Below are 25,685 nucleotides of genomic sequence, written 5' to 3'. Positions count from 1 at the left end.
AGGTCATTTCGCACCCCCTTTCTGGACATTCTTGGTTTCCCCTACCGCTTCCCTACTTGAGGGGGCCTTCACAAGGACAAGGTTGCCAATCGCATCCAGGTGGGCCGAGAAATCGGCGGACACCAGCGTGGTGGTCTGCGGTTCATGGATCAGCGCCGGGCCGGGCACATGGTCGCCCGGTTTCAGGTCCGCGCGGGCGACGAAGGCTGCGTCCTTGGCTTTGCCGTCCACGTCGCAGGTGATCGGGCGGGTGCCGTTCGGCTTGATCGTGGTGAGCGTGGGCGTCGCGGGCACCGGCGGCACGGCGCTGTCGCGGGTCGCAACACGCACCGCCCAGTTGAGGATCTCGATCTCCATCCCCGGCACGGGGCGCGAGAATTGCTTGCGGTACTCCTCTTCGAAGGCGGCGGTCAGGGGGGCGATGTCATCCCCCGTCAAAGCCCGATCCGGCAGGGTGATCTCGATCTCGTGCCCCTGGCCGTTGTAGCGCATGAAGGCGGTGCGCAGGGTCTCGGTCGGTGCGTCCCCGGCGCCCTGGGCGACCACGCCCTTGGCCTCGGCAATCATCGCGTCGAAAAGCCCGTTCACCCCGTCCATATCCATCGAGTTCAACAGCGAATAGCGCGAGCGCACGATTTCGAAGCTGACCGGCGCGAACAGGAAGCCGACCGCCGAGCCGACGCCCGGGTTGGGCGGAATGACAATGCGGCTGACGCCCGCCGAGCGTGCCACGCGGCTGGCGTGCAGCGGCCCGTTGCCACCGAAAGCAATCATCGTGCGCGGCCCAAGGTCCTTGCCCGATTCCACCGCGTGCATCCGCCCGGCGCTGGCCATGCTTTCGTCGACAATGCGCGACACACCATCGGCGGAGCCCACCGCGTCCGTGTCCAACTTCGAGCCTATGACGCGGGTTAGAGCCTCTTTCGAGCCCTCCGGATCCAGCTTGATATGCCCCTCGGCAAAGGTGTCGGGCACGATATAGCCCAGCGTGATGTCGCTGTCGGTCACGGTCGGGTCCGTGCCACCGCGCATGAAGGCGACCGGGCCGGGTTCGGACCCCGCCGATTTCGGCCCCACGGTCAGGCGGCCCAACCGGTCGACCCCGGCGATGGAGCCGCCCCCTGCCCCGATCTCGATCATCTCGATCACCGGGATGCGCACGGGCATGCCCGACCCCTTGATGAAGCGTGCGGCGCGGGCGATTTCGAACGCGCGCGAGGTCTGCGGGCGCGCCTTGTCGATCAGGCAGAGCTTGGCGGTGGTGCCGCCCACGTCGAAGGACAGGACCTCCTCCAGCCCCGCGCGCGCGGCAATGCGTGCGGCCAGGATCGCGCCCCCGGCGGGGCCCGATTCCACCAGGCGAATGGGGAACCGTGCCGCCGTCTGCACGGTGCACATGCCGCCGCCCGCAGTCATCATCAGGATCGGACAAGTGACCCCTTCGGCCTCGAACTGCGCCACGAAGCGGGCCAGGTAGCTTTCCATCAGTGGCTGGATATAGGCGTTGGCCACCGTGGTGCAGAGCCGGTCAAATTCGCGCGCCTCGGGGCTGACCTCCGACGAGATGGAGACGGTGATCTCCGGCCGTTTCTCTGCCAGGATCTCGCGCAGGCGCAGCTCATGCGCCGGGTTCGCGTAGGCGTGCATCAGGCAGATCGCCAGCGCCCCGGCGCCGGTCGCGTCGATCTGCGCCAGCAGCCCGTCCACCGCGCCCTCGTCCAGCGGGATCAGCACCTCACCATCGGCCGACATGCGTTCGCGGATCACCAGCGAATGTTCGCGCGGCACCAGCAGGTCGGGTTTTTCTAGGTTGATGTCATATTGCGAGTACCGCCGCTCATAGCCGATATCCAGGATATCGCGGAACCCTTCGGTACAGATCGTCGCCACCCTGGCCCCGCGCCGTTCGATCAGCGCATTGGTCGCCAGCGTGGTGCCGTGGATGAAGCCGGTGACTTCGCTCAAGGCGCGCCCGGTCTGGGCCATCACCCGCGCGGCGCCTTCCATCGCGCCATCGGCAGGGTTCTGGTGAGTGGTCAGGGTCTTGGTCGAGGCCAGGATCGTCTCCTCGCCCTCGACCAGCACGGTGTCGGTGAACGTGCCGCCAATATCAATGGCCAGGCGCAGGTGGGGTGTTGCGGTCATATGTCATTTCCGTTGTCTCGAAGGGGGCAAGGCGTGCATCCGCCCGCGAAGGGCGCGGGTTCAGCCTTGTGCAACCAGGTCGCAGCCGGTGGCACGGCGGTCGAGACGTTTCGGAGTGATCATCTGTTGCATGACCTCAGGGTTCACCGGATTCGGGCCCGCGTCTGGGCCGTTTGCGACAAAAGCGCCAGCAAACGACCTGATGGTCACCTGCTGGCGAAGGGTGCCCGGGCCTCTCAGGAAGTGGGACAAGGCCCGGGGCGGGGATGGGTGCGGATCAGGCGAACCACCAGCGTTCATGCGCCTTGGCGCCGTCCATTTCCCAGTTCGCGGCCACCTCGCCATGGGCGACGGTGCTGGCCACGCCCATGATATGGTTGGCAAACATCGGGATCAGCGCGCCGCCATCGTCATGCACCAGGGTCTGGGCCTCGGCGTAAAGCGCGCGACGCTTGTCGCTGTCCAGCTCCGAACGTGCCTCGATCACCACCGCGTTGAAGCGTTTGGCGGCCTCGGTCGTGCGCCAGGCGGTTTCGTTCCAATCCGTGTCATCCGTATAGGCCGAGGCGAACATCCAGTCCTCGGTCGGGCGACCGGACCAATAGGCGACGGTCCAGGGCTTCTTGTTCCAGACGTTGGACCAGTAGCCGTCGGAAGGCTCGCGCACCACCTCGATCTCGATCCCCGCCTCGGCGGCGGAGGCGGCGATCAGCTGGGCCGCATCCACAGCGCCGGCAAAGGCCGCGTCCGAGGACGACAGCTGCAATGGCCCGCTGTGGCCGGATTTCTTGTAATGAAACGCCGCCTTGTCCGCGTCGAACTCCCGCTGCGCCAGGTCGCCCGCGTGATACTGGTTCGCGGTCGAGATCGGATGATCATTGCCCACCGCGCCGTGGCCCAGCAGGATCTTGTCCACCAGCTCCTGCCGCTTCACCGCGTATTTCAGCGCCATGCGCAGGTCGTAATTGTCGAACGGCGCCGCGTCCACCCGCATCGGGAAGGTGTAATGCAGGGTCGAGGTCTTCTCGAGGATGTTGATATTCGGCGCGCGGCCCAGAAGGGCGACGGTTTTCGGGTCGACCCGGTCGATCGCGTGCACCGATCCGTTCAGCAGAGCGTTCTGGCGCGCGGTCAGGTCGACGATGGCCAGGAATTCCACCTCGTCGAAATGGGCGCGGTCGGATTTGAAGTAATCCGGGTTGCGATGCGCCTTCACGCGCACGCCGGGTTCGAACTCGTCGATGATATAGCCGCCGGTGCCGATACCGCCCTGCGGGTCGATCAGCGCACCGTCTTTCGAAGGCAGGATCACCAGGTGGTAATCGGACAGGATGAAGGGGAAGTCCGCATTGGCGCCGTCCAGCTCGAAGACGACATTGTTGCCATCCGCGCGCATGTCCTTGATCTGCGAGACCAGCCCGTTTACCGCCGATTTCGAGCCTTCGCCGCGATGGTGGTTGATCGTGGCGATGACATCCGCAGGCGTCAGCGCCTGCCCGTTGTGGAAGGTGACGCCCGCGCGCAGGGTAAAGACCCAGGTCTTCGCGTCTTCCGATCCCCAGCTTTCTGCCAGCTCCGGCTGCAACGCGCCGTTTGCGTCCACTTCGACCAGGTTGTTGCCATAGAGGAAGGCAACCGCGGTCATGATCGTGCCCTCATAGGTCGCCGGATCCAGGTTGTCGGTGGTCGAACCGCTGCCGAACCCGACCTTGAACGTGCCGCCGCGTTTCGGGCCGGCGGCCAGGGCCTGGCCCGACAGGCTCATCAGCGCGGGGCCCGCCATGCCGGCCGCCATGGCGCTGGTCATGAAGCCGCGCCGCGACAGGGTCTTTGCGGGCGAGGAAAGCCAGCGTTTGGTGTCTTTGGTCATCAGGGGTCCTCCCGGTTGATGCGATGTGTGTTGATCGTTACGCGCCCCGCGCCCCGCACCCTGCCCTACGGGGGCAAGGGGGGATTCGGTGCTTTTCCGGTAGATCAGAGCCTTTCTCGGCCCGCCCCGGTTCGCGCTGACCGTCACCGAGCAACCGGCGTTCAGGCAAACAAAGAAAACCGGGTCATTGGCCCGGATTTTTTCGCAAATGTCCCCGTCCGGCTTTGTCTAGGCTTGCCCGCACCTGCCTGACGGCCCCCCGAAATCCTGCAAGGACCGCCCATGCACCCCGTTCTGTCCACGATCCTCAAACGCCTGTTCCTGGGCCTGGTGACCCTGTTCATCGTCTCGCTGATCATCTTCTCGGCGATCCAGATGCTGCCCGGTGACTTCGGCGAAGCGGTGCTGGGCCAGGCCGCCACGCCGGAAACCGTCGCCGCCTTCCGGGCCGAGCTGGGCTTGGATCAACCGGCCTGGCTGCGCTACCTCGATTGGGTGGGGTCGGTGGCGACCGGCGATCTGGGCACCTCCTTTTCGGGGCGCGACAGTTCCGGGGTGGACCGCTCGCGCCCGGTGGTCGACCTGGTCGCACCACGCCTGTGGAACACGCTTTTCTTGGCGGGGCTCGCCGCCGTGATCTCGGTGCCCATGGCGCTGTTTCTGGGCATTACCACCGCGCTCTGGCGCAACTCGCGCTATGACAAGCTCGCCTCCGCCAGCACGCTGACCGCGATCTCCTTCCCGGAGTTCTTCGTGGCCTATATCCTGATCCTGCTGCTGGGCACGCTCTGGCCGGTGCTGCCGTCGCTCGCCAATGTCGAACCCGGCATGCCCCTGGGCGAGCGCATTCTGAAGTGCATCCTGCCCGCCCTGACCCTGACCCTGGTCATCGTCGCCCACATGATGCGCATGACGCGGGCCGCGCTGATCAACCTCTTGGCGTCTCCCTATATCGAGATGGCCCGGCTGAAGGGTGAAAGCGCCGCGCGGGTGATCCTTCTGCACGCCCTGCCCAATGCGCTGGCGCCGATTGCCACCGTCATCGCCTTCAACCTCGCCTATCTGGTGGTGGGCGTCGTCGTGGTCGAGGTGGTCTTCGTCTACCCGGGCGTCGGCCAGCTGATGGTCGACGCGGTCAGCTCGCGTGACATCCCCGTCGTGCAGGCCTGCGCCCTGATCTTCGCCGCCACCTACATCCTTCTGAACCTGATCGCCGACGTGATCGGCATCCTTTCGAACCCGAGGCTTCTGCACCCGAAATGAGTGAAACAGAGACATATTCCGCCGCTGCCGAGGTCGGCCATGTCCGCACCCGGCGCACCCGCCGCCAGCGCGCCTGGATCGAGCTGAAAAAGGCCCCGCCGACCGCTTTGTTCGGCCTGGCCGTCATCGTCTTCTACGTGGTGCTGGCGCTGTTTGCCCCCTGGATCGCGCCCTACGGCGAAAGCGAGGTCTTCGCCCAGCCCTATGCCGCCTGGTCGGCGGACCACTGGTTCGGCACCGACCAGATCGGCCGCGATATCCTCTCGCGCCTCATCTTTGGCGCGCGCAATACGATCGGGATCGCCTTCGTCACCACGCTCTTGGCCTTCGTGATCGGCGGCGGGCTGGGGCTGATCGCGGCCATCAACCGCGGCTGGCTGGACCAGCTGATCAGCCGCGGCGTGGATGTTCTGATGGCGATCCCCAGCCTGATCTTCGCACTGATGCTCCTGTCGATCTTCGGCTCCTCGGCGCTGTCGCTGATCCTGATCATCGCGCTTCTGGATTCGACCCGCGTCTTTCGCCTGACCCGCGCCGTCGCGGTGAACGTGGCCGTCATGGATTATGTCGAGGCCGCCACCCTGCGCGGCGAGGGCCTGGGTTGGGTCATGCGGCGCGAGATCCTGCCCAATATCATGCCGCCCCTGGTGGCCGAGTTCGGGTTGCGCTTCTGCTTCGTCTTCCTGACCATTGCCGCGCTCAGCTTCCTGGGCGTCGGCATCCAGCCCCCCACCGCCGACTGGGGCACCATGGTGCGCGAAACGGCGAACCTCGTGCAATTTGCCAAGTTCGACCTGAAAGCCGGGCTCACCCCCCTTCTGCCCGCCGCCGCCATTGCGCTGATCACCGTCGCCGTGAACTTCGTCGTCGACTGGTTCCTGCACAAGACCAGCGGTCTGCGGGACGAGCATTAAGCCAGCCGGAAAAGGACCCTAACCATGCATAAAATGCCTGCTGACGCCTCCGGTGAGCTGCTGCTCGACATGCGCGATATCCGGATCGAGGGCTTTTCGGATGAGAAATGGAACCCGATCATCAAGGGGGTCGACCTGACGCTCAGACGCGGCGAGGTGCTGGGGTTGATCGGCGAAAGCGGCGCGGGGAAATCGACGCTGGGCAAGGCCGCGATGGGCTATACACAGCCCGGTTGTCGTATCACCGGCGGCACGATCCGCTTCGACGGCATGGACCTGCGCGCCAAGTCCCAGCGCGAGTTGCAGCATATCTGGGGCAGCCGCATCGCCTATGTCGCGCAATCCGCCGCCGCGTCGTTCAACCCGGCCCATCGCCTGCTGGATCAGACCGTTGCGGCCACCGTGCGCGAAGGGTTGCAGAACGACAAGGCCGCGCGTGATGACGCCCGCGCCTTGTTTGACGCGCTGTCCCTGCCCCACCCCGCCACCATCGGCGAACGCTATCCGCACCAGGTTTCCGGCGGGCAGCTCCAGCGCATCATGACCGCCATGGCCATGTCGCCGCGCCCGGACCTGATCATCTTCGACGAACCGACCACCGCGCTCGACGTGACCACCCAGGTCGAGGTGCTGACCGCCATGCGCAAAATTGTGGAAGAGTTTCACACCGCCGCGATCTACATCACCCATGACCTCGCCGTGGTCGCCCAGATGGCCGACCGCATCAAGGTGCTGCGTTACGGCGAAGAGGTGGAAGAGGCCGAAACCCGCCAGATGCTCGCCGCCCCGCGCGAGGATTACACCAAATCCCTCTGGTCCGTGCGCGCCCTGCACAAACAGGCCGAACAGTCCGACGATACCGTGTTGGAGATCGACGGCATCGACGCGGGCTACAGCGCTTCGATGCGGGTGCTGCATGACGTCTCGATCCGCCTGCCGCGCGGAAAAACAGTCTCTATCGTTGGTGAAAGCGGCTCGGGCAAGTCTACCACTGCCCGTGTTGTGACCGGGCTTCTGCCCGCTGAAAACGGCACGGTGCGCTTCAACGGCACCCCCCTGCCCGCCCAGCTCAAGGCGCGCAGCCGCGATCAGAAACAGCGCATCCAGATGATCTATCAGATGGCCGACACCGCGATGAACCCGCGCCAAACGGTGGGCGAGATCATCGGCCGCCCGCTGGAGTTCTACCACGGCCTCAAGGGCCGTGCGAAGGAGGCCCGGGTGATCGAACTGCTGGAGGCGATCGAGCTGAACGAAAGCTTCTACGACCGGCTGCCCAGCGAGCTGTCGGGCGGGCAGAAGCAACGCATCTGCATCGCCCGGGCGCTCGCCGCCGATCCCGAGGTCATGATCTGTGACGAGGTCACCTCGGCCCTCGACCAGATCGTGCAGGAAGGCATCCTGCGCCTGCTCATGCGGCTGCAGAAGGAACGTGGGATTTCCTACCTGTTCATCACCCATGACATCGCCACGGTCGAGGCGATTTCCGACGAGATCGTCGTCATGCTGAACGGGCGTGTGGTGGAACAGGGTCTGAAGGATACGGTGCTTGCGCCCCCCTACCCCGACTACACGCAGCTCCTGCTGTCCTCGGTGCCCGAGATGGATCCCGACTGGCTCGACCGCCGCATGGCAGAGGGCGCCGGGGCGCGCTGACCCCCTGCCCTCCCCTTTGCGCGGGGCCGGTGCACCGTCCTAGCCTCGTGTCTTGCGTGGTGGAGCCCGGGTAAACCACCACAAGATATAGAAAACACTTGCAAGAATCTGTTGTCTTCGCCAATAGTCACGAAAAAGAAGCGAAAAACGCCAGTTTCCGTGAACACGGATTGTCCGCAGGCAAAACCCGACGCAGACAGCCCGCATGCAGACTGGCCTTCGAGCGGTCCGGCGCCCCGGCGTCGCAGGTACAGGTGGGACAAGAATGGACAGCACCGTGGCAGAGCACAAGAGCGATCCGCAAGACGGCGCCCTGCACGAGGATCTCAACGCCGTCATTCGTGAGCATTCCGAATGGCTGGCCACGCAGCTCCATGCCCAGCGTGAGAGTCTGTTTCCCCCCGATGCGGCCAAGGAGATGCGTAAATTCACATCCGGTGAGGCGGCCGCACTTCTGGGCGTAAACGACAGTTATCTGCGCAAACTGCATCTGGACGGTAAGGGCCCCTCGCCCGAGCTGACGCCCGGCAATCGGCGCATCTACTCCGCTGCCGATATCCAGGAATTGCGCGTGTTCCTGGACAAAAATGCTAGAAAAACAGGGGATTACCTGCCCGGCCGTCGCGAAGGTGACCACCTGCAGATCATCGGCGTAATGAATTTCAAGGGCGGGTCGGGCAAGACCACGACCTCGGCGCATCTGGCCCAACGCCTGGCGCTCAAGGGCTACCGCGTGCTGGCGATCGACCTGGATCCGCAAGCGTCCCTGACCGCGCTGCATGGCGTGCAGCCGGAGTATGATCTGACCGACGGCGGCACGCTTTATGACGCGATCCGCTATGACGACCCGGCGCCGATCAGCTCGGTGATCCGCAAGACCTATATCCCGAATCTCGACCTCATCCCGGGCAACCTGGAACTGATGGAGTTCGAACATGACACGCCGCGCGCCCTGTCCCAGGGCCACGCCGGTCTGTTCTTCTTCCGGGTGAAAGAGGCTCTATCCCAGGTCGATTCGGACTATGACGTGGTGGTGATCGACTGCCCGCCGCAGCTGGGCTTCCTGACCATGTCGGCCCTGTCGGCTGCAACCGGGGTTCTGGTGACCATCCACCCCGAGATGCTGGACGTCATGTCCATGTCGCAGTTCCTGCGCATGACTGCGGACCTGATGGACGTGATCGCCGAAAGCGGTGCGGACATGTCGCATGACTGGATGCGCTATTTGTTGACGCGCTATGAACCCTCCGACGCGCCGCAGAACCGGATCGTCGCGTTTTTGCGCACCATGTATGGCGACAAGGTGCTGAATGCGCCGATGCTCAAATCCACCGCCATTTCGGATGCCGGCCTGACGAAACAGACCCTCTATGAGGTCGAACGCAGCGCCTTCACCCGGTCGACCTATGACCGGGCGATCGAGAGCCTGAATGCGGTGAATGACGAGATTTCGGCGCTGATCCAGCAGACCTGGGGTCGGTAGGAGGGGCGCAGCCAATGAGACCCTATTTGGGCCAATAGAGACTGATAGGAGGCGAAAATGACGAGCAGCAGAAAACAACGCATGTCGCTTCTGGACAATCTGGCAGCCGCCGGGGCGCCCTCGCCCGCGTCGGCGCCGTCGATGATGTCCTCGAACCGGGCGCTTCGCTCGGCGCGGGATGCGGTCGATGCCCATCACGTCTGGGAGCTTGACCCTACGTCAATCACTGATACGCGGATCGAGGATCGACTGGATCCCGCCGACGTGATTGACCTGCGCGAAGCGATCGAGACCAACGGACAGACCGTGCCGATCCTGGTCCGGCGTGACCCGAAGGACGCGGACCGTTATCTGCTGATCTATGGCCGACGCCGGCTTGAGGCGATCCGCCAGTCCGACAAGGTCGCCAAGGTCCGTGCCCTGGTCGCCTCGATGGACGAGGACGCCGCCCTGCGCGCGCAGATCTCGGAAAACATGGCGCGCCGTGATCTGAGCTTCATCGAAAAGGCCCTGTTGGCGCAGAGCCTCGTGGCCTCGGGCTTCGGCAACCAGTCTCAGGTGGCCGAGGTTCTGACCGTGACCAAATCCGCCGTGTCGATGGCAATCTCCGTGGTTGAAGCGGTCGGCGAAGACCTGGTGCGTGCCATCGGCCCGGCGCACGGTGTCGGCCGCCCGAAATGGGATGCGCTGGCACGCGGCATGGCCGACAGTCAGGCCGCCCCTGCCCGTCTGATCGAAGTGGCCGAGGGCGCGCGCAGCGACGCCGCCCTGTCGCGGCTCGTGGGCGAGGATGACGGCGACGAGGACCCGTCGCGCGCCGCCTTTGACGCGGTGTTGAAGGCCGTGTCCGCGCCCAAACCGGCCAAACCCAACGCCAAGCCCCCTGCCCCGCGCAAGCGCTCGCTGTCGGTGAACGGCCAGGCGGCCGGCTCGGTCCAGCGTACTGCCAAGGGCGTGCAGCTGGTGCTTGAGGATGGCGCTTTCGCGCAATGGGTCGAGGCCGAGGCCCAGGATTTGATCAACGACCTTCACGCCCGCTGGCTGCAGCAGGCGGAAGATTGAGGAAAAGAGCAACCGAGCAGAAAGGAGGCACGACCGGCAAAAGAAAAGGTCCCGCAAAGACGACGCTCCACGAGACCCAGACTTGTTTCTAGCACCTTCAAGCTAAAGTCCGTGGCCAATAACCGCAAGTCCAAAGTGATTCGCGGAACGGGATTTCTTTGTCTTCGTGATGAAAAATGACAGGCTATACCCCCGTAACGCCGTTTCGGCGAATGGTCGAGGCTGCGCATCTGGCGCACCAGGCACACACCACCCGTGATCTTCCGCCCCAGGGCGTCAACAAGTGGGAGGCCCTGCGCGAGCTGTCGGCGGCGCGCACCGTGTTTGGGCTTTCCGATCGCGATATGACCGTGTTGCAGGCGCTGGTCAGCTTCCACCAGGCGACGGTTCTGGGCGGCAATGACAGCGATCTGGTCGTGCATCCCTCGAACAAGGCGATCTGCGAGCGGCTGAACGGCATGCCCTGTTCGACCATGCGCCGCCATCTGGCCCATCTGGTCGCTGCCGGCATCGTGGTGCGGCGTGACAGCCCCAATGGCAAGCGCTACGCACGGCGCTATGGCGACGAGAAGGTCAGCTTCGGCTTCGACCTGACGCCGCTGGCCACCCGGTTTCCTGAATTCTGTGAGGCCGCCGAGGCCCTGCGGGCCGCTGAGGAGCGCCTGAAGCGTCTGCGCGAGGCCGTGAGCCTGATGCGCCGCGACCTGGCCGGGCTGGCGAAGTATGGCGCCGAGATGCGCCCTGACCTGCCGTTCTGGACCGAACTGTCGGACCGCGCACGTCTCATTGCTCGTGACCTTCGCCGTAAGCTGGGGCAGGAGGATCTGGAGCTGCTGGAGCGTGAGTTGCAAGCTGCGCTGGACAGGGCGCGCATTGCACTGGATCCACCTGAAACAGAAGATATGAGCACCAGTGATGTTCAAAATGAACAGCACTACCAGAATTCAAATATAGACTCTCATGATTCTGAACTTTGCTTTGAAAAAGCCAAAGGGCGGGCGGCGGGGGCCGAGCTCTCCGTTAACGTGGCCTCAACCGAGATCGAGCAGGACGATCCCGAACCCGTCGACCCGGATGACAAGCGGCCGAACCTGCCACTGGGGTTGGTGCTGTCCGCCTGTGGCGAAATACAGAGCTATACCGATGGCAAGATCCGGTATTGGCATGAGCTGGTCCGTGCTGCAGATCTGGTTCGGCCCATGATGGGTATTTCGCCATCCGCCTGGGATGAAGCCCGGCGGGCGATGGGACCCGAGGAAGCCGCTGTGGTCGTCGCGGCTATGCTGGAGCGCTTCGGCGACATCCGCTCGCCCGGGGGATATCTGCGGCATCTGAGTGGCAAGGCGACCGCCGGTGCGTTTTCTTCCGGCCCGATGATCATGGCCTTGATGCGGCGGGAGGCAGCATGAGTTCACAGCTGTGAACTCATAGGCGGACGGGGAAGTTCACAACTGTGAACTGGAGCTCAGATTGCCGCACGCCAAACACGGAAGCGACCGTGTCCGGTGACTTCTTGGACCAGGCCTGCCGCGTGAAACCAGGCCAGGTTTCGTTGAACAGCGGCGCGGCTGGCCCCGGTCTGACCCTCGGCCATTGATGCGGTCAACAGCGGCCAATCCCGCAGTGCCAGCAAAAGCAAGGGCGGGGTGCGTCCGGACAGAACCGCGGTACGGGACTCGGCCTCGGCCTCCCAAGCTTCCAAACGGTCGAGTTGCCGCATCGCGGAGAGGAGGGCCTGATCGACCTGCCGTAGCCAGAGCCCCAAACGGTGCCGCACCGGGCCAGAGGTCCGAAGATCCAGGGCGCTCCCCAGCGGAAGGGGGAGAAACCTGGCGCCGCCGAACCCGGCTTCAGCCCCGAGGCGTGCAGCAACCACGGCGCCTTCCAGGACTGATCCCTCGGGACCGATCCCGGCGCGGGGCCAGAGGGTCAGGGCGAAACAGGCGCGGGCGAGGGGGTGCAATGCTCCGGCGGTCTCCATCACCGCCTGCCAACCGGCAATGCGGTCAGACAGGGGATCGGATCCGTCAACATCATGGCGGCCCAGAAAACCGGCGAGGTCCGACTGTGGTCCGGCCTGTGAGGACAGCCGTCGAACGGCCCAGGCGGCACGCTGAAGGGCTGCCGTATCCCCACCTGTGGCACCGACCCGCATCGCTTGCCATAGGCCAAGACGATCCGCGGTCACCCGTTCGCCGGACAGCCAGCTGAGCGCGGAAGCTTCCTGCAGTGCCAGCCGATGCCGCCAACCTTCCGGACCGCGCTGCAATCTGTCGTCGAGCGCACCGAAACGGACGGCGGTTTGCGCGAGTTCCTTGGCCAGATCCGCTTGCGCAGAAACCCATTCGATGACCAGCGAAGCTTCGCCGGGTTCGGCGCGAGGCAAGGGCGGCAGATGGGGTGGTTCGTCCTCGGGAGGCCCAGGGAGGAACCACAGATCTTCTTCGGCGGTTTCGGCCTCGAAGGGGCTTTCTGCCTCAGGATCATGTTCTTCCAGAATATCAGGACCATGGGAGTTCATATGTGCAAAATACGGATATTTTGCACATTACCCAAGATGTTTCTGAACGAGGTGAAAATGCAGGGGCTTTTCAGGCTTGCCCGGCGTCCGAAAACTGAGGCGCCGTATCGCGAGGCGCCTGAAACGCAAGGGGGAAAGGCCGATGCACTGTTACTTGCGGCTTTTAACAAATGATCGTTTAATAACGATAGATTTAATTGCAAAGGACATCCCAGATGGCGCGGATCGGCTATGCCCGTATCTCGACCGAGGAGCAGACAGCGGTGCCGCAGACTGAAGCGCTGCGGGCGGCGGGCTGTGACGAGGTCTGGCCGGAACAGGGATCGGGCGGCGACCGGACACGGCCGGTGCTGGTGCGGGTAATGGACAGGATCGGGGCAGGGGATACGCTGGTGGTGGTGCGCATCGACCGGCTGGCGCGGTCGCTGTCGCATCTGTTGGAGGTAATCGAGGCGTTGGAGGCGAAGGGCGCGCATTTTCGTTCGCTTGAGGATCCAATTGACACCGCCAGCGCCCAGGGCAAGTTCACGCTGCAGGTTCTGGGCGCGGCGGCGGAGTTCGAACGGGCGCTGATCCGCGAACGCACCAAGGCGGGATTGGCAAGCGCGCGGGCCGAGGGGCGGGTCGGCGGCAATCCCGGCCTCAGGGCACGCGATCCCGTGGCTCTGCGCAAACTGCGCCACGCGCGGCGGGACGGATACCTGGAGCGGCTGAATGCCCATGCCGCGGATTGGGTGCCCCAGGTGCGTCGGCTGCGCCCCGATATGGCCTGGGAAGATCTGCTGCGGGTGATCAACGCGCCCCTGCCGGAGGCGCGGCGGTGGACCCAGGCGCGGCTGGTGCGGGCGGTAAAGGCCTATGTCGCCGAAGGCTTCCTGCCAGAGACGGTTCTGGGCCGGGCACGTCGCGCGGCGCCGGATGACCGGCTGCCGGTGATCGTTGCGGCCCTGCGTGGGGCCGATCCCGGGATCACGCTGCAAGGCATCTGCGACCGGCTGGAGGCGATGCGTGAACCCACGCCACGGGGGCGCAGCCAATGGCAGCCGTCCTCGGTGCGCATGTTGCTGGAACGGGCAGAACGGTTGGGATTGTTGGAGAAGGCCAAAAAATAGACCCTAATCCGGCGAAACACAGTGTGACTTGTTTCCGTCGTAACACGTCGCATTGTGTCGCGTGGGTGCCCAACTTGGCGTCTGTGAGCGATATGGACCAAATTAACGCTCATTTTCATTGCCTAAATGAGCGATAAATGGGAATATATCGCTCATGATCTGGAACTGGCAGACAGAGACCTGGCCCGACTGGGAGTTTGACGCGGATGCCCTGGTGGAGCGCGAACAAGCCTTCCTGCTGAATGCGGGCGGGCTGGTCGGGGCCTGGGCGCATCTGGCAGCGGCAGATCAGGCTCTAACACAGGTGGATTTGCTGGTTCAGGAGGCGATGACCTCTTCGGCGATCGAGGGTGAATACCTGGATCGCGCCTCGGTGCAAAGCTCGGTTAGGCGGGCGTTTGGTATGATGGCGGAGGCGCGGCGGGGCGCGCGGGAGAGCGGGATTGCCGATTTGCTGGCGGATGGGTTCAAGGGATGGGACGCGGCGCTGACGGATGAAACCCTGTTTCGCTGGCATCGCTATGTCTGTCGCGGGCGGGACGATCTGGAGAGCATTGGCGATTGGCGCCGGGGCGGGGATCCGATGCAGGTCATCTCGGGCCCCTATGGGCGCACCAATGTGCATTTCGAGGCGCCGCCGGCGGCGGAAATGGATGCGCAGATGGCCGGGTTCCTGGAGTGGTTCGACGGCACGCGCGGGCAGCTGGGCGGGCTGGCGCGGGCGGGGCTGACCCATCTCTATTTCGTGTCGATCCACCCGTTCGAGGATGGCAACGGCCGGATTGCGCGGGCCTTGTCCGAGAAGGCCCTGGCGCAGGCGGTGGGGCATCCGAGCCTGATTGCCCTGTCGACCCGGATCGAGGCGGAGCGGCGGGCGTACTATGACCAGCTGGAGGCCAACAACAAGCGTATGGAGGTCACCGGCTGGCTGGATTGGTTCGCCGATATCGTGCTGGGCGCGGTGGAGCACAGCCAGGCGACGATCAGCCATCTGATCGCCAAGACCCACCTGATGGACCGGCTGCGCGGGCAACTGAATGCGCGGCAGGAAAAGGCTCTAACCCGCCTGTTTGCGGCGGGTCCGGGCGGGTTCAAGGGCGGGCTGTCGGCGGGGAATTACATATCAATCACCGGGGCAAGCCCGGCCACTGCGGGGCGCGATCTGGGGGAGCTGGTGGAGATGGGCGCGCTGGTGCGTACGGGCGAACGCAAGGGTACGCGCTATTGGCTGGAGGGGCAGGCGCCGGGGTGACGCCTGCCGCTTTGTTTCACACGGGCGGACCCAGGCGAGGCTGCGCGGGGGCACCCTCGCGGTGAATGCGGCCCGCGCCGACCTTTTCGACCGGGGCAGGGGCCGCGCCGGGGGGCGGGGTGTAAGCCGCGGCCTGTGCGGTCAGGATCGCGGTGGCCGTGGGCCAGGGCAGGGTGCCTGCCGCGTCTTTCCAGCCAAGCGCGACCTGGCGGGTGGCCTGGGCGCAGGCAAAGCTGGTGCCGCGGGCGGGCACGACCGATCCGTTCTGCGCCCCGGCCGCCAGCGTGCCGAACAGGGTCGCGGCATCGTCCGAGGGCGTGGCGGCGGTGAGCTGCTGCACACCGTGACCGCCCTTTGCGCCGCTGGCCGAATAGCTGGCCGGTTTGCCGTCCGAGACCCGGTAACCGCCGATGCAGACGACATGGGGCGACACCGCCGAGGCATTGACCGTGCCGTAGCGCGTGACCTTCGAGCCGTCGACCTCGTCGGGAATGTCCAGTGGCCGCCCGACCTCGTCGAAGCGCACATAGTCTGGGTCGTCGAAATAGCTGCGCAGCCCGCGCAGGCTGTAGGGCAGCACCGCTTGGTCTGTCTGCACCGACAGCGCGGCCTGGAACGGATGGGCGTCGCGGTTGTCCAGCGTGATCACCCAGCGCCCGGAGGGGGCGAGGCCCCGGTCGGGATCGTTCTGCAGGCTCGGCGCAAGGCACAGGACAAGCCGCAGGCGGAAGTCCGGGTCGGTGGCGCTGTCGGGCCCCTCGGCCTCGCAATAGAGCCGCGCGACCGGCTTGCCATGGTGCGTCAGCGTCGCAGCCTCGCCGGGTTTGGGCGTGCCGGTCAGGGACGGCACCGCGCCGGATGGCCCGTCCAGGGTCAGGATCACCGGCGGCGCGGTTAGCAGGTTGCGCGGCAGGGTGACCCAGGCCTCGGCGTAGTTCGAGCTGTAATCGCCCGGCGGGATGAACCAGGGCAGCGCGGTTGGCTGACCGGTCGTCACATCCATCAACGCATTGGCGCGCATCTGGTTGTCATTGCCCGAGGGCATGATCACGCGGAACGGCGCGCGGCTGCCGGTGACCGGGAACTGGTCATGGATCAGCGCCAGTTGGCGGGTGAAATGATCCAGCCCGTCCTTGGCCCCGGCCTGACGGCCGAAGGACAGGTTGATGGCCAGCGCGTGGCCGTCATTGTCCAGCCGATCCGCGCCAGGTGATGGGCCCGGCGACGCGCCCGCGCTCTTGGCGCGAATGGCGTGGGCCAGGTGCTTCAGCCGCAGGATCGCCATCAGCATGAAGTCGTCCAGGAAGGTGCCTGCCGCGCCGAACACGGCGGGCGGCGGCAGCACCACGGCCAGGATCGCCACCTTCTTGCCGCGCACATCGTCCAGGGCGAACCCGGCGGCCTGATCAGCGACATGAGTGCCATGGGCGAAGGGGCCCATCAGCTCGCGGCTGCCCAGGGGATTGTCGAGATCGACCAGCCCCAGCGCCTTGTCGAAGGCGCCTTGATCAAGGTGGCCATCATCATCCCGGTGATCCTTCAGCGCCTTGTTGATGTCGCGGCGGTAAAGCTCCCGCCCGAAGGGCATGTAGTCCTGCGAATGCGCGTGGGTCATCTGCCAGGCGGCCAGCACGCGGCTGCGGATCTTGCCATCCGCGCGGCGCAGGCAGAACCGGTCATGGCCCAGGGCAATGCCGGTGTCGATCACGCCGACCAGCACCGTGTCCTCGTCCACCGTGGGCAGCTTGTCCTCGGGCGGCAGCCAACTGGTCTGCGCGCAGAAACTCGCGTTCTGCGCGGCGGGGGGCAGGGGGAAGGCGCAGGCCTCGGCCCCGACGGTCGCCATGACCTGCGCGGGGTGATCCAGCGGCTCGCCGCCGGGCGCCGGGCAGCCCGGATCCCAGAAGCTGAGCGCGCAGGGATCGCCCGGGTCGCAATCGAACCCCTCGCGACCGATCAGGGTCCACCAGTCGCGATAGGGCGGTTTGTCAGAGGCGCGGGGCGCCCATCCGGTCCAGCTCCAGGTCATGGCGCTTACCATTCGCCCGTGGCGGCGGTCCAGAGCGGGGCCACCAGCGGCTCGACGTCAGAGACACCCCCCAGCTGCCCGAGGCCCAGCCCGGCCTTGAGCGTCGCCGGGGTGAAGTCGCGCGCCCCTGCCGAGGCCGGAGAGGCGGGCAGATTGTTCCAATTCAGTGCGGCGTTCGAGGCCTTGGTGCCGGTACACAGGGCCAGCACCGCCTCGGCGATGACAATGCCCAGAACCGCGCCCGCCGCGCTGTCCACCGGGTAATGCACGCCCGCCACGGTGCGGTTGGCGGCGATGCGATGGGCGATGCGGAAGGGCAGGGCGTTGGCGCCCACGCCGGTCGCGGCATCCTGGTCGGTCTGCATCCGGTGCATGACTGTCGCAAGCGCATAGGCCTCGGTCGCGTGGCCCGAGGGGAAGGTGGAATGGTCCGGCGTCTGGATGACCGGCTGGATGCCCAGGTCGAAATCCACCGGGCGCTTGCCGTGGCAATAGTGTTTCACCTGCATTTCCAGCTGCACGCAGAGGCTTTGCACCAGCACCAGGAGCTGCAGCGAATGCTTGCGCCGATCGCTGTCCAGCTGGCTCATCGCACCGTAGAAGGACAGGATGTCGTCGAGCTGGATCTGGATCTCGCCAATCCGGTCGAGCCGCAGGTCGCTGTAGGCGTCCAGCATGGGCAGCTGCGACTGGAGCTGCGGGTCGGTGGGCTGTTCCAGCGTCAGGATCGTGTCCCCGTCCAGCGCCAGGGTCGCGCCCGCCGCGCCGCCTGCGCCGCTGGTCACGCGGAACCGGCCCGACAGCGCGCCGAGGCGGGTCTGGAACCGGCGGGTGCCGGAGAGGTATTTCAGATCGTTGGTGACAAAGGGGCTGGGCGTGATCGGGTATTTGCCCGGGGTCCAGGGGCCGATGACCGCGTCGCGCGTCATCTCCAGCGCATGGGACAGCATCGGCGAGGCGCCGGAGCCCGCGTGGCCGTGACCACCGCCATGTCCGCCGCCGTGGCCTCCACCGTGGCCGCCCCCATGACCGCCACCATGGCCCCCTCCGTGACCGCCGCCATGACCACCACCGTGACCTCCGCCGTGGCCGCCGCCATGACCACCACCGTGACCTCCGCCGTGGCCGCCCCCATGTCCTCCACCCGCATATGCCATGTTCAAATCCCTCCGATAATTCGTATCTGTTCCATCAGTTCTACCAGCGTTTCCCGCGCGTGGGGGATGCGTCAAGGCGGTGGCTTTTCTTTTCACGCTGGTTTCACGAAACCCGTTTTTTCTTGCCTGAATCGCGTATGGCGTGTTCTCTTGGAGCTTGAAAAGTGAGGTTCGCGATCTCGGAGCAGGGGCGCGAAGCAAGTGGGGTGAGCGGCATGTCATTGGCCGAGACAAGGACGGGTGTCACGGACACCGGCGTCCTCCGGATCACCCTGCGCGGGCAATTCCGGATCGAGACGCCAGAGGGAATCGAAGTCACGCCGACCGGTGCGAAGGCGCAGGGTCTGCTGGCGCTGGTTGCCACGGATCGGCACTTGCGCCGGGGCCGGGTCTGGCTGATCGACAAGCTGTGGAGCGATCGCGCCCAGCCGCAGGGCCAGGCCAGCCTGCGCCAGGCGCTGGTCGAGATTCGCAAGGCGCTTGGCCCCTGGGCCGAGGCCTTCATCACCGACCGGCGCGCGGTGGCGCTGGACCCCGATATGGTGACGGTCGACGCGGGCCCGACGGCGGAACCCGGTGGTGGCACCTTCCTGGAAGGCATCGACATTCGCGATCAGGAGTTTGAAGACTGGCTGCGCCAGATGCGGACCAGTTTCGAGGAGGAGAGCGCCTCGGGCGGGCGGTTGATCCTGCCCGAGGTCCAGCCCGCGCACCGTCCGCAGCTGGTGCTGGAGGCGCACAGCCGTCCGGGCGATCCCGCGCGTGACACCGAGGACTGGTTCATCGACGTGCTGTTCCGCACCCTGGGCGAACAGTTCACCTATGACATCCATTTCCAGATGCCCGAACAGGCGCCGCCCGGTGGGCTGGTCCTGATGAAGGTGCAGAGCTTTGCCCAGGGGCCGCTGGCCGGGGCCATGCGCCTGCTGGTGATCGACATGCCCAGCGGGCGCACGCTGTGGACCGAAACCCTGCGCCCCGGTGGGGGCGAGGAGGGCACGGTTGCGCTCTATGCCTTGAGCCACCGGGCGCTGCGGGCCGTGTCCGAGGGGCTGCGTCAGGCGGGATGTGCGCAGTCGGGCGATCCGGATGCCAACCACCTGGCGGCACAGGCTCTGCAGAACATGTTCTCGATGCGCGGCGCGGCCTTGGAGAAGGCGGACCGCCAGCTGGTCGCCGCCCTGGCGCTGGAGGAACGCGGGGTGTTCCACGCCTGGCGCGCGCAGCTCGCCGCCATCCGCCATATCGAACAGACCGGCCGCGACCGCGACGAGCTGAACGCGCTGTCGCGTGCTGCCTGCGCCCGCGCGCTGGAGCTGGAGAGCCAGAACAGTTCCGTCCTGTCGGGTGTCGCCAATGCGCGGCTGGTGCTGGAGGGCGACGGGATCGCCGCCGGCAATCTGGCCCAGGCGGGGGTCGATGCGAACCCGGCCAACCCGCTGGCCTGGTGGGCGCTGGCCAATGCGCGGCTCTATGCCGGGCAGGCCGAGGACGCCTGGGATGCCGCGGTCATGTCGCAGCGCCTGGCGGCCAAGTCGAACTTCCGCTTCTGGACCGATTTCCAGGTGTCGCTGGTGGCCGCTGTCACCGGGCGTCATCGCGAGGCGATCGAGTTCGGCGAGCTGTCCGGCGCGCTGGCGCCGAACTTCCGCCCACCGATGCGCTACCTCACCGCGCTTTATGCCGGGCAGGGGGATCGCGAAAACGCCACCCGCGCCGCCCGGCAACTGGCCGAACGCGAGCCTGGCTTCACCCTGGGCAAGCTGATGAACGATCCGGCCTACCCGGTGTCGATGATGCGCCAGGCGGGGCTTCTGGACCGCGCGCGCCTGTCGGAACTGGACCTCTAACCCCCGATTTTCCCACGGTTTCACCGGTGATTTGCGGCGATTTCACGCTGGACTCACGCTGGATTGACGATGGCCTGTCAGGCTGGAGCAAAAGCGCGGTCAAACCCGCGCGCTTGCTGCTGTGGAGGATGTCGTCATGACCAAAAGCCCGAACCGGATCCTGACCGAAGAGGAATTCATCGCCACCGTTGACGTGATGCTGGCCGAGGGCCGCCCCGAGGCCGCCCGTGCGCTGATGTTGGACCAGCTGGAGGCCCGGCCGAGCGCCGAGCGGCCCTATGCGATGACCTTGCACCTGAAACAGGCGCAGCGGGTGGCGGGGCAGAAGACAAGCCCGTCGCCGCGCGGCGCGCTCAATGCGCTGTGGCGGCGGCTGCGCCTGGCGGAATACCACGCGAAGGTCACCCGTCCCGGGTTCAAGGGGCTGAAGGTGCTGATCGAGGGCGACAGCTGGGTGGACGGCGTGCCGGGTGGGGCGGACCTGTTCACCCATGTGGCGTCCCAGCCGGGCTGCGCCGCCCTGTCCCTGGCCGAGCCGCGCGACAGCGCCCGTGAGATGGACCACATCGGCGACTATCGTCGGGTGATCCGGCGTGAACGGCCTGATGTGATGATCCTGTCGCTGGGCGGAAATGACCTGCTGGGTGAGGGGCGTCTGGCGTCCGTGTTGAAACGCCATAGGCCCGGCGCCGGGGCCGGAGAACTGATCGACTGGCCCGCGCTGGAAGCCCGCATCGCCAAGGTGATCGCCCAGTATCGTGGCATCATTCGCGGCGCGTTGGCCCTGTCACCCGACCTGTTGATCCTGGGCCAGGGCTATGACGACCCGCGTCCGGTGAAGGGTGGCCGTTGGCTGGGCAAGCCGCTGGCGGACAAGGGGATTTCCGCCACGCAGGGGCATGATGTCCTGGCCCGGATCATGGCGCGCTATAACGAAGCCCTGCGCGCTCTGGCCGCCGAGACGGGCGGGCGGTTCCGCCATCTGAACCTGCATGGCACCGTGGGCACCGCTGCGCAGAGCTGGCAGGATGAGTTGCATCCGAAACGGGGCGGCTTCGACCGCGCCGCCGCACCCATCCTGGCGGTGCTGGAGGCCTTGCTGGCTGCCCGCCAAGGCACGGTCGACCGACCGGCGCCCGCGCCGATGCTGGAGGAGGTGACCGGTGCCTCGCTGACCGCGCTCATGCGCGCGCGCAACCTGGCGCGGCCGGGGGGGGAGGGCGAAACGCCCGCCGTTCTGCGCTCGGACTGGCCCGCCGGGGAGGAAAAGGCCCTGGCCGAGGCATGGGAGGACATGGAGTACCTGCTGGATACGCTCGATGCCGAGGACACGCCGGCCCGACAGCGCATTCGCGCCGAGCTGAGCCCGGCACCCACCCACGAAATGGATGCGCGCATCCTGGGGGATGCAAGCTTGGACGAGGCCAATGTGCTGCTGCGTGGCGCGCGCGCGGCGCGGGCCGTGGGCAAGGTGATGATCCGCCTGCCAGACGGGCGCACCGGCTCGGGCACCGGGTTCCTGGTGGGGCCGGGGCTGATGCTGACCAACCATCACGTGTTGCCGGATGCCCATGTGGCGGCGGAGAGCGAGCTGGTCATGGCGTATCAGATGGATGTGGATGGCATCCCGCAGGCGCCTGCGCGTTTCCGCATTACCGATGATCTCTATGTAAGCGACGAGGCGCTGGATTACGCCTTTGTCTCGGTTGCTGCCGAAAGCCTGACCGGAGCGGCGCTGGCGCCCTATGGGCAGCTGCCGCTGCTGGCGCCGTCCGGCAAGGCGCTGAAACAGGAGCGGGTCAGCCTGATCCAGCATCCGCGCGGGGTCTACAAGAAGCTGGCGCTGCGCGACAGTTTCGTGCTGGGGGCGACGCGGGAGTTTCTCTATTACACCTCGGACGGGCAGCGCGGCGGGTCCGGCGCGCCGGTGTTCAACAGCGACTGGCAGGTGGCCGCGCTGCATCACCGGGCGGTGCCGGGCAAGGGCGTGGAGGGCGGGTTGATCGCCAATCGTGGGGTGCGCGTCAGCGCGATCCTGCGCCAGGTGGCCGCGCGCGCCGCAGCCGGTGAGCTGGCCGCCCGGCGCCTTGAGGATCTGCTGGCCCGGGGTCGGGCGGCGGGTCTGATCAGCGATCCCGTTGGCGAGGAGATGGCGGCGATGGGGTCGGGCCATGGCGGCAGCGGGCAGCCCGGGCTGGTGCTGGACGGGATCGCCCCGTCGATGCCCACGCCGATGCTGCCGCAAAGCCGTCCGGGGCCCGACACGGTTCTGACCAGTGGCCCCTTTGCCGGGCTGGCCCTGGCCCAGGCGCAGGCCGCATTGGCCCATCGCTGGCAGGCGACCCCGGGATCGGGGGTCGAGGGCGACGGCGCCGTGGTGCCGCAGGAGGCGGGCTTTGCCTTCTCGCCCTCGGCAGCGCGGGCGAAACTGTCGGAACGCGGCTATTGGCAGCTGGTGGATCATCAGAGTGGCGGGCGCGATCACTATGAGCGCGTGACCCGGGCCGCGCCGGTCTGGCCGGGCGGTCTGGCCGGGGTGACGATCGGTTTCGGTTATGATCTGGGCTGGGCCGACCGCGCCATGTTCCATGCCGATTGGGGCGCGATCCTGACCACCGTGCAGCTGGCCCGGCTGGAGGCCGCGTTGGGTGCGCGCGGCGCTGTGGCCGGTGACCTGGCCGAGGGGCTGGGCGATATCCGCATTTCCTTCGACCAGGCCAAACGCGTTTTTGATGCTCGCATGCTGCCGCGTATCGTGGCGGCGACATGGGCGGCCCTGCCAACGGATGCGCTGGAGGCGCTGGGGGCCGACGGGGTGAGCGCCCTGATCAGCCTGACCTTCAGCCGCGGCCCGACCTGGGCCCGCCCCGGTGACCGCTACCGCGAGATGCGCGCGATCCGCGCCGCCCTGGCCGAGGGGCGGCTGGCCGACGTGCCCTATCAGATCCGCGCGATGAAACGGCTCGACCAAGGCGCGGCGCAACCTGGCCTGGCGCGGCGGCGCGATGACGAGGCCAAGCTGTTGCGCGATGCGCTGGCCCTGCCGGTCGAGGCGATGGCGACGATCCTGCCGCAAACGATGCTGCTGGAGGGTGTGGCCGAGGAGCTGGACGAGGAGGATGATGGCCCGGTGGGTTTCGACCTGAGCGATCCCGCCGATCCGCCGCCGATCGCGCTGGACATTGATCTGGCCGAGGACGGCATCCTGGCCGTGCGCACGAAAGGTCGTGGCGGCCCGCGTGTGCCGCTTGTTCATGGCGTGGTGGACCCGGACCTGCGTCACCTGACCGAGGAGCTGGTGACGGAGCCCTTTCACCTGACCGCCGAGGTCGTTCATGGGCTGATCCGTGCTGGTAACTACGCGCCCGAGACGAAGGAGCATGGCAAGCTTCTGCTGGCCCTGCGCGGCTGTCAGATGCTGGGGCCAGTTGAAAAGATGGAACATCAGAGCCGCATTCACCTGCGCCCCACCCTGCCGGGTCAGGAGGATCAGCGCTGCCTGATCGGGGTAATGGATATGGCGAGCGGGTTGATCTCGCTCTATCGCGGATCGACCCTGTCGCGGATCAAGCTGCCCTGCGTGCGCCGGGGCCTGGCGCGCGGCGATTTCGAGCCCGACCCGCTGCCCACCGGCTGCTATGCCTATGAGCTGGCCCCGGCTGGTGACGGCCGGGAGGTGGTGCTGCGCAACGGTTTTTCCACCCTGGGCAACCCGGGGATGGGTGTGCTGGACCGGCAGGCTTTCGACGCCTGGGCCGATTTCCAGAAGGCCGCGGGGCTTGAAGGCAAGGTCATGCCCGCGCGCTATGACCTGTTGCTGGCCACCGGGCATGAGGCCGCGGCGGTGGCGGCGGGGCGGGATGTGCCCTGTCTGCGCCTCGGCTCGCAAGGGGACGGGGTGCGCCACCTGCAGGCCTTCCTGGGTCTGCGCGAGGATGGCAGTTTCGGCCCGGTGACCCGCGCCGCACTGACCGCAAGACAGACCGAAACCCTGGGCTATGCCACCGGCGTCTGGTCGCCCGGCATGGCCCGCAACCTGGGCACGTCCTTCCAGCCCTGAAACGTCTCGGATCCGGATCTCGCAGATCCGCCGGTTTGAAACGCTTTCGTCCCGAGGGGGGAGGGAAGGGGAGGGGGTGCTCCCGCCCCAACCCCAGCGGGCGGCGCCGATTGCATCCCGGCGCCGCCCATTTTCAATGCACTTCCGGCGCATGTATCGTCCCGGCCCGCTTGACCTGTGGCGGCGCGCGGGGGAGGGTGGCGACATGCGTATGTCGAACCCACCTGCGCAGGCGACGCCGGGCCGTGTCGTCCTTGCCTTTCTGCTGGCCCTGACCCTCTGCGCCGCAATTGCGGTCGCCTTTGCCCTGATTGCGCCCTTCGGCCTGACCTCTGACCATCTGACCCCGGCGGTTCTGGGCCAGATGGTCGGCGGCTCGCTGGCGCTGCATTTGGTGCCGCTCAGGGCCATCGCCTCCGCGCCCTGGCTGATCGCGCCGGTGATCGCCCTGCCGGTCCTGGGCCGGGTCACCGCGCGCAGCCTGATGCGCAGGACCGGCGCGGGGCTGGTGAACCTGACCCTGATCTTCGACGCGCTTCTGATCCTGTGGGACCTGTTCGCGGGCTGGTGCCTGCATATGGGCTTTGCGGGGTGAGAGACTGGGCCGTGCTATCGTTGCGCCGGAAATCGCCCGCCACCGAATTTATTTCTGGCTGTGTGTCCGGGCAGGCACTAAACCACCGGAAATAGCCGCAAAGCAAACTTTCGATCATGTAGGACTCAGGGGTAGTATTTTGGTTATCGAGCAGAAAAATCACCGCTTGGATTTCTTTACAGCCGCAACGATGAACTGGCCAATGCGGTCGGGGCGGTCTTTCTTCTTGTTTTCGTTGCGCGCCCGTTGCTTTTTCAGTGGTGGCACGGACCCCGACTGCCCGCTGAATTTCGACTGGAGCTGGGTGGGGAAGGCGCGCGGTTTCTTGATGCGACGGGTACGCAGGCGGCGATGGATTTTTCTGCGCCTGTTCGCAAGATCCGCGAAACAAAACAGCACGTGTACCTGTGTCTGAATCGAGGAGACGGCGGGACATATTTCGACAGAAAGATTATTGAAGCCGAGGGGTTCCTGCTGCCAACGACGAATTCGGACAACTACGTCCTGCGGCTGTGCAAACGCTCGTTGAGCGAGGAACAGCTCGAGGCCCTGGCGGGGGCGTTGCAGACGGGCGCTGTTGCTGCCGATGGCCCGTCCCGTGGCCAAGTTGCCTTTGCGTTTTGTGTGCTTTTTGCGATCATGGCCTATGGAATCTACAAACAACATCTCATCTGGGTTCTCTAACATCCGTACCACCTGCGCCGAGGATGCCGCGG

Annotated in this window: 19 protein-coding genes; 12 read left to right on the top strand and 7 right to left on the bottom strand. The window is 66.2% G+C overall.

Annotated elements, in window-relative coordinates; all coding sequences use genetic code 11:
* Nucleotides 1-3: 3 nt before the first annotated feature.
* Together ACO07D_RS00440 and ACO07D_RS00435 are read right to left on the bottom strand one after the other, a co-directional pair.
* Entirely contained in the window at nt 4-2,145 is a 2,142-nt protein-coding gene (locus ACO07D_RS00440) for a hydantoinase/oxoprolinase family protein (RefSeq protein WP_421700958.1), read from the bottom strand.
* A 277-nt stretch (nt 2,146-2,422) separates the two neighbouring features.
* Nucleotides 2,423-4,015 carry an ABC transporter substrate-binding protein gene (locus tag ACO07D_RS00435; RefSeq protein WP_421700957.1) on the bottom strand — a complete coding sequence of 531 codons (1,593 nt, stop codon included), beginning with the start codon at nt 4,013-4,015 and terminating at the stop codon, nt 2,423-2,425.
* A gap of 282 nt (nt 4,016-4,297) precedes the next feature.
* On the opposite strand from ACO07D_RS00435, the gene ACO07D_RS00430 reads away from it, so the two are divergent.
* From ACO07D_RS00430 to repC, 6 genes are all read left to right on the top strand, one after another.
* A complete protein-coding gene (locus ACO07D_RS00430; protein WP_421700956.1) occupies nt 4,298-5,278 on the top strand; it encodes an ABC transporter permease in 981 nt (326 codons plus the stop codon).
* The gene (locus ACO07D_RS00425; RefSeq protein WP_421700955.1) at nt 5,275-6,192 is read left to right on the top strand and encodes an ABC transporter permease; all 918 of its coding nucleotides are present in this window, start codon (nt 5,275-5,277) and stop codon (nt 6,190-6,192) included. The genes ACO07D_RS00430 and ACO07D_RS00425 overlap by 4 nt, the downstream gene beginning before the upstream one ends.
* Before the next feature lie 24 nt (nt 6,193-6,216).
* The gene (locus ACO07D_RS00420; RefSeq protein WP_421700954.1) at nt 6,217-7,848 is read left to right on the top strand and encodes an ABC transporter ATP-binding protein; all 1,632 of its coding nucleotides are present in this window, start codon (nt 6,217-6,219) and stop codon (nt 7,846-7,848) included.
* A gap of 265 nt (nt 7,849-8,113) precedes the next feature.
* Nucleotides 8,114-9,331: a plasmid partitioning protein RepA gene (gene repA, locus ACO07D_RS00415; protein WP_421700953.1), complete on the top strand. Its 1,218-nt coding sequence runs from the start codon at nt 8,114-8,116 to the stop codon at nt 9,329-9,331.
* Between the two features lie 57 nt (nt 9,332-9,388).
* A complete protein-coding gene (gene repB, locus ACO07D_RS00410) occupies nt 9,389-10,393 on the top strand; it encodes a plasmid partitioning protein RepB (RefSeq protein WP_421700952.1) in 1,005 nt (334 codons plus the stop codon).
* Between the two features lie 176 nt (nt 10,394-10,569).
* Nucleotides 10,570-11,802 carry a plasmid replication protein RepC gene (gene repC / locus ACO07D_RS00405; RefSeq protein ID WP_421700951.1) on the top strand — a complete coding sequence of 411 codons (1,233 nt, stop codon included), beginning with the start codon at nt 10,570-10,572 and terminating at the stop codon, nt 11,800-11,802.
* Between the two features lie 56 nt (nt 11,803-11,858).
* On the opposite strand, the gene ACO07D_RS00400 is transcribed toward repC, so the two are convergent.
* Nucleotides 11,859-12,914 carry a hypothetical protein gene (locus tag ACO07D_RS00400; protein WP_421700950.1) on the bottom strand — a complete coding sequence of 352 codons (1,056 nt, stop codon included), beginning with the start codon at nt 12,912-12,914 and terminating at the stop codon, nt 11,859-11,861.
* 36 nt (nt 12,915-12,950) lie between these two features.
* Between ACO07D_RS00400 and ACO07D_RS00395 the strand changes: the two genes are divergently transcribed.
* The 3 genes from ACO07D_RS00395 (at nt 12,951) to ACO07D_RS00385 (ending at nt 15,278) form a co-directional block, all read left to right on the top strand.
* Nucleotides 12,951-13,088 (top strand): hypothetical protein, encoded by a 138-nt coding sequence (locus ACO07D_RS00395; protein ID WP_421700949.1) that lies wholly within the window; start codon nt 12,951-12,953, stop codon nt 13,086-13,088.
* Nucleotides 13,089-13,129: 41 nt separating this feature from the next.
* Entirely contained in the window at nt 13,130-14,026 is an 897-nt protein-coding gene (locus tag ACO07D_RS00390) for a recombinase family protein (protein ID WP_421700948.1), read from the top strand.
* Between the two features lie 154 nt (nt 14,027-14,180).
* Nucleotides 14,181-15,278: a Fic family protein gene (locus ACO07D_RS00385; RefSeq protein ID WP_421700947.1), complete on the top strand. Its 1,098-nt coding sequence runs from the start codon at nt 14,181-14,183 to the stop codon at nt 15,276-15,278.
* A 16-nt stretch (nt 15,279-15,294) separates the two neighbouring features.
* On the opposite strand, the gene ACO07D_RS00380 is transcribed toward ACO07D_RS00385, so the two are convergent.
* The 3 genes from ACO07D_RS00380 to ACO07D_RS00370 are packed head-to-tail and all read right to left on the bottom strand — an operon-like array spanning nt 15,295 to nt 18,457.
* On the bottom strand, nt 15,295-17,307 hold the full coding sequence (locus ACO07D_RS00380; RefSeq protein WP_421700946.1) for a hypothetical protein: 2,013 nt from the start codon (nt 17,305-17,307) through the stop codon (nt 15,295-15,297).
* A 5-nt stretch (nt 17,308-17,312) separates the two neighbouring features.
* Nucleotides 17,313-18,257, bottom strand: a complete 945-nt coding sequence (locus tag ACO07D_RS00375) for a phosphatase PAP2 family protein (RefSeq protein ID WP_421700945.1) — start codon at nt 18,255-18,257, stop codon at nt 17,313-17,315.
* Nucleotides 18,233-18,457, bottom strand: a complete 225-nt coding sequence (locus tag ACO07D_RS00370; protein WP_421700944.1) for a hypothetical protein — start codon at nt 18,455-18,457, stop codon at nt 18,233-18,235. The genes ACO07D_RS00375 and ACO07D_RS00370 overlap by 25 nt, the downstream gene beginning before the upstream one ends.
* Nucleotides 18,458-18,628: 171 nt before the next feature.
* On the opposite strand from ACO07D_RS00370, the gene ACO07D_RS00365 reads away from it, so the two are divergent.
* From ACO07D_RS00365 to ACO07D_RS00355, 3 genes are all read left to right on the top strand, one after another.
* Nucleotides 18,629-20,314, top strand: a complete 1,686-nt coding sequence (locus ACO07D_RS00365; protein ID WP_421700943.1) for a hypothetical protein — start codon at nt 18,629-18,631, stop codon at nt 20,312-20,314.
* A gap of 136 nt (nt 20,315-20,450) precedes the next feature.
* Nucleotides 20,451-24,374, top strand: a complete 3,924-nt coding sequence (locus ACO07D_RS00360) for a trypsin-like peptidase domain-containing protein (RefSeq protein WP_421700942.1) — start codon at nt 20,451-20,453, stop codon at nt 24,372-24,374.
* 205 nt (nt 24,375-24,579) lie between these two features.
* On the top strand, nt 24,580-24,969 hold the full coding sequence (locus ACO07D_RS00355) for a hypothetical protein (protein WP_421700941.1): 390 nt from the start codon (nt 24,580-24,582) through the stop codon (nt 24,967-24,969).
* A 159-nt stretch (nt 24,970-25,128) separates the two neighbouring features.
* Here ACO07D_RS00355 and ACO07D_RS00350 read toward each other — a convergent pair whose 3' ends face one another.
* Nucleotides 25,129-25,656, bottom strand: coding sequence for a hypothetical protein (locus tag ACO07D_RS00350; RefSeq protein WP_421700940.1), 528 nt, complete (start codon nt 25,654-25,656; stop codon nt 25,129-25,131).
* Nucleotides 25,657-25,685: the final 29 nt, after the last annotated feature.

Source organism: Aliiroseovarius sp., from assembly GCF_965228805.1.
Lineage (GTDB): Bacteria > Pseudomonadota > Alphaproteobacteria > Rhodobacterales > Rhodobacteraceae > JASBTN01.
The sequence above is the reverse complement of the archived record's forward strand: the minus strand, read 5'-3'. Positions and strand labels throughout refer to the sequence as shown.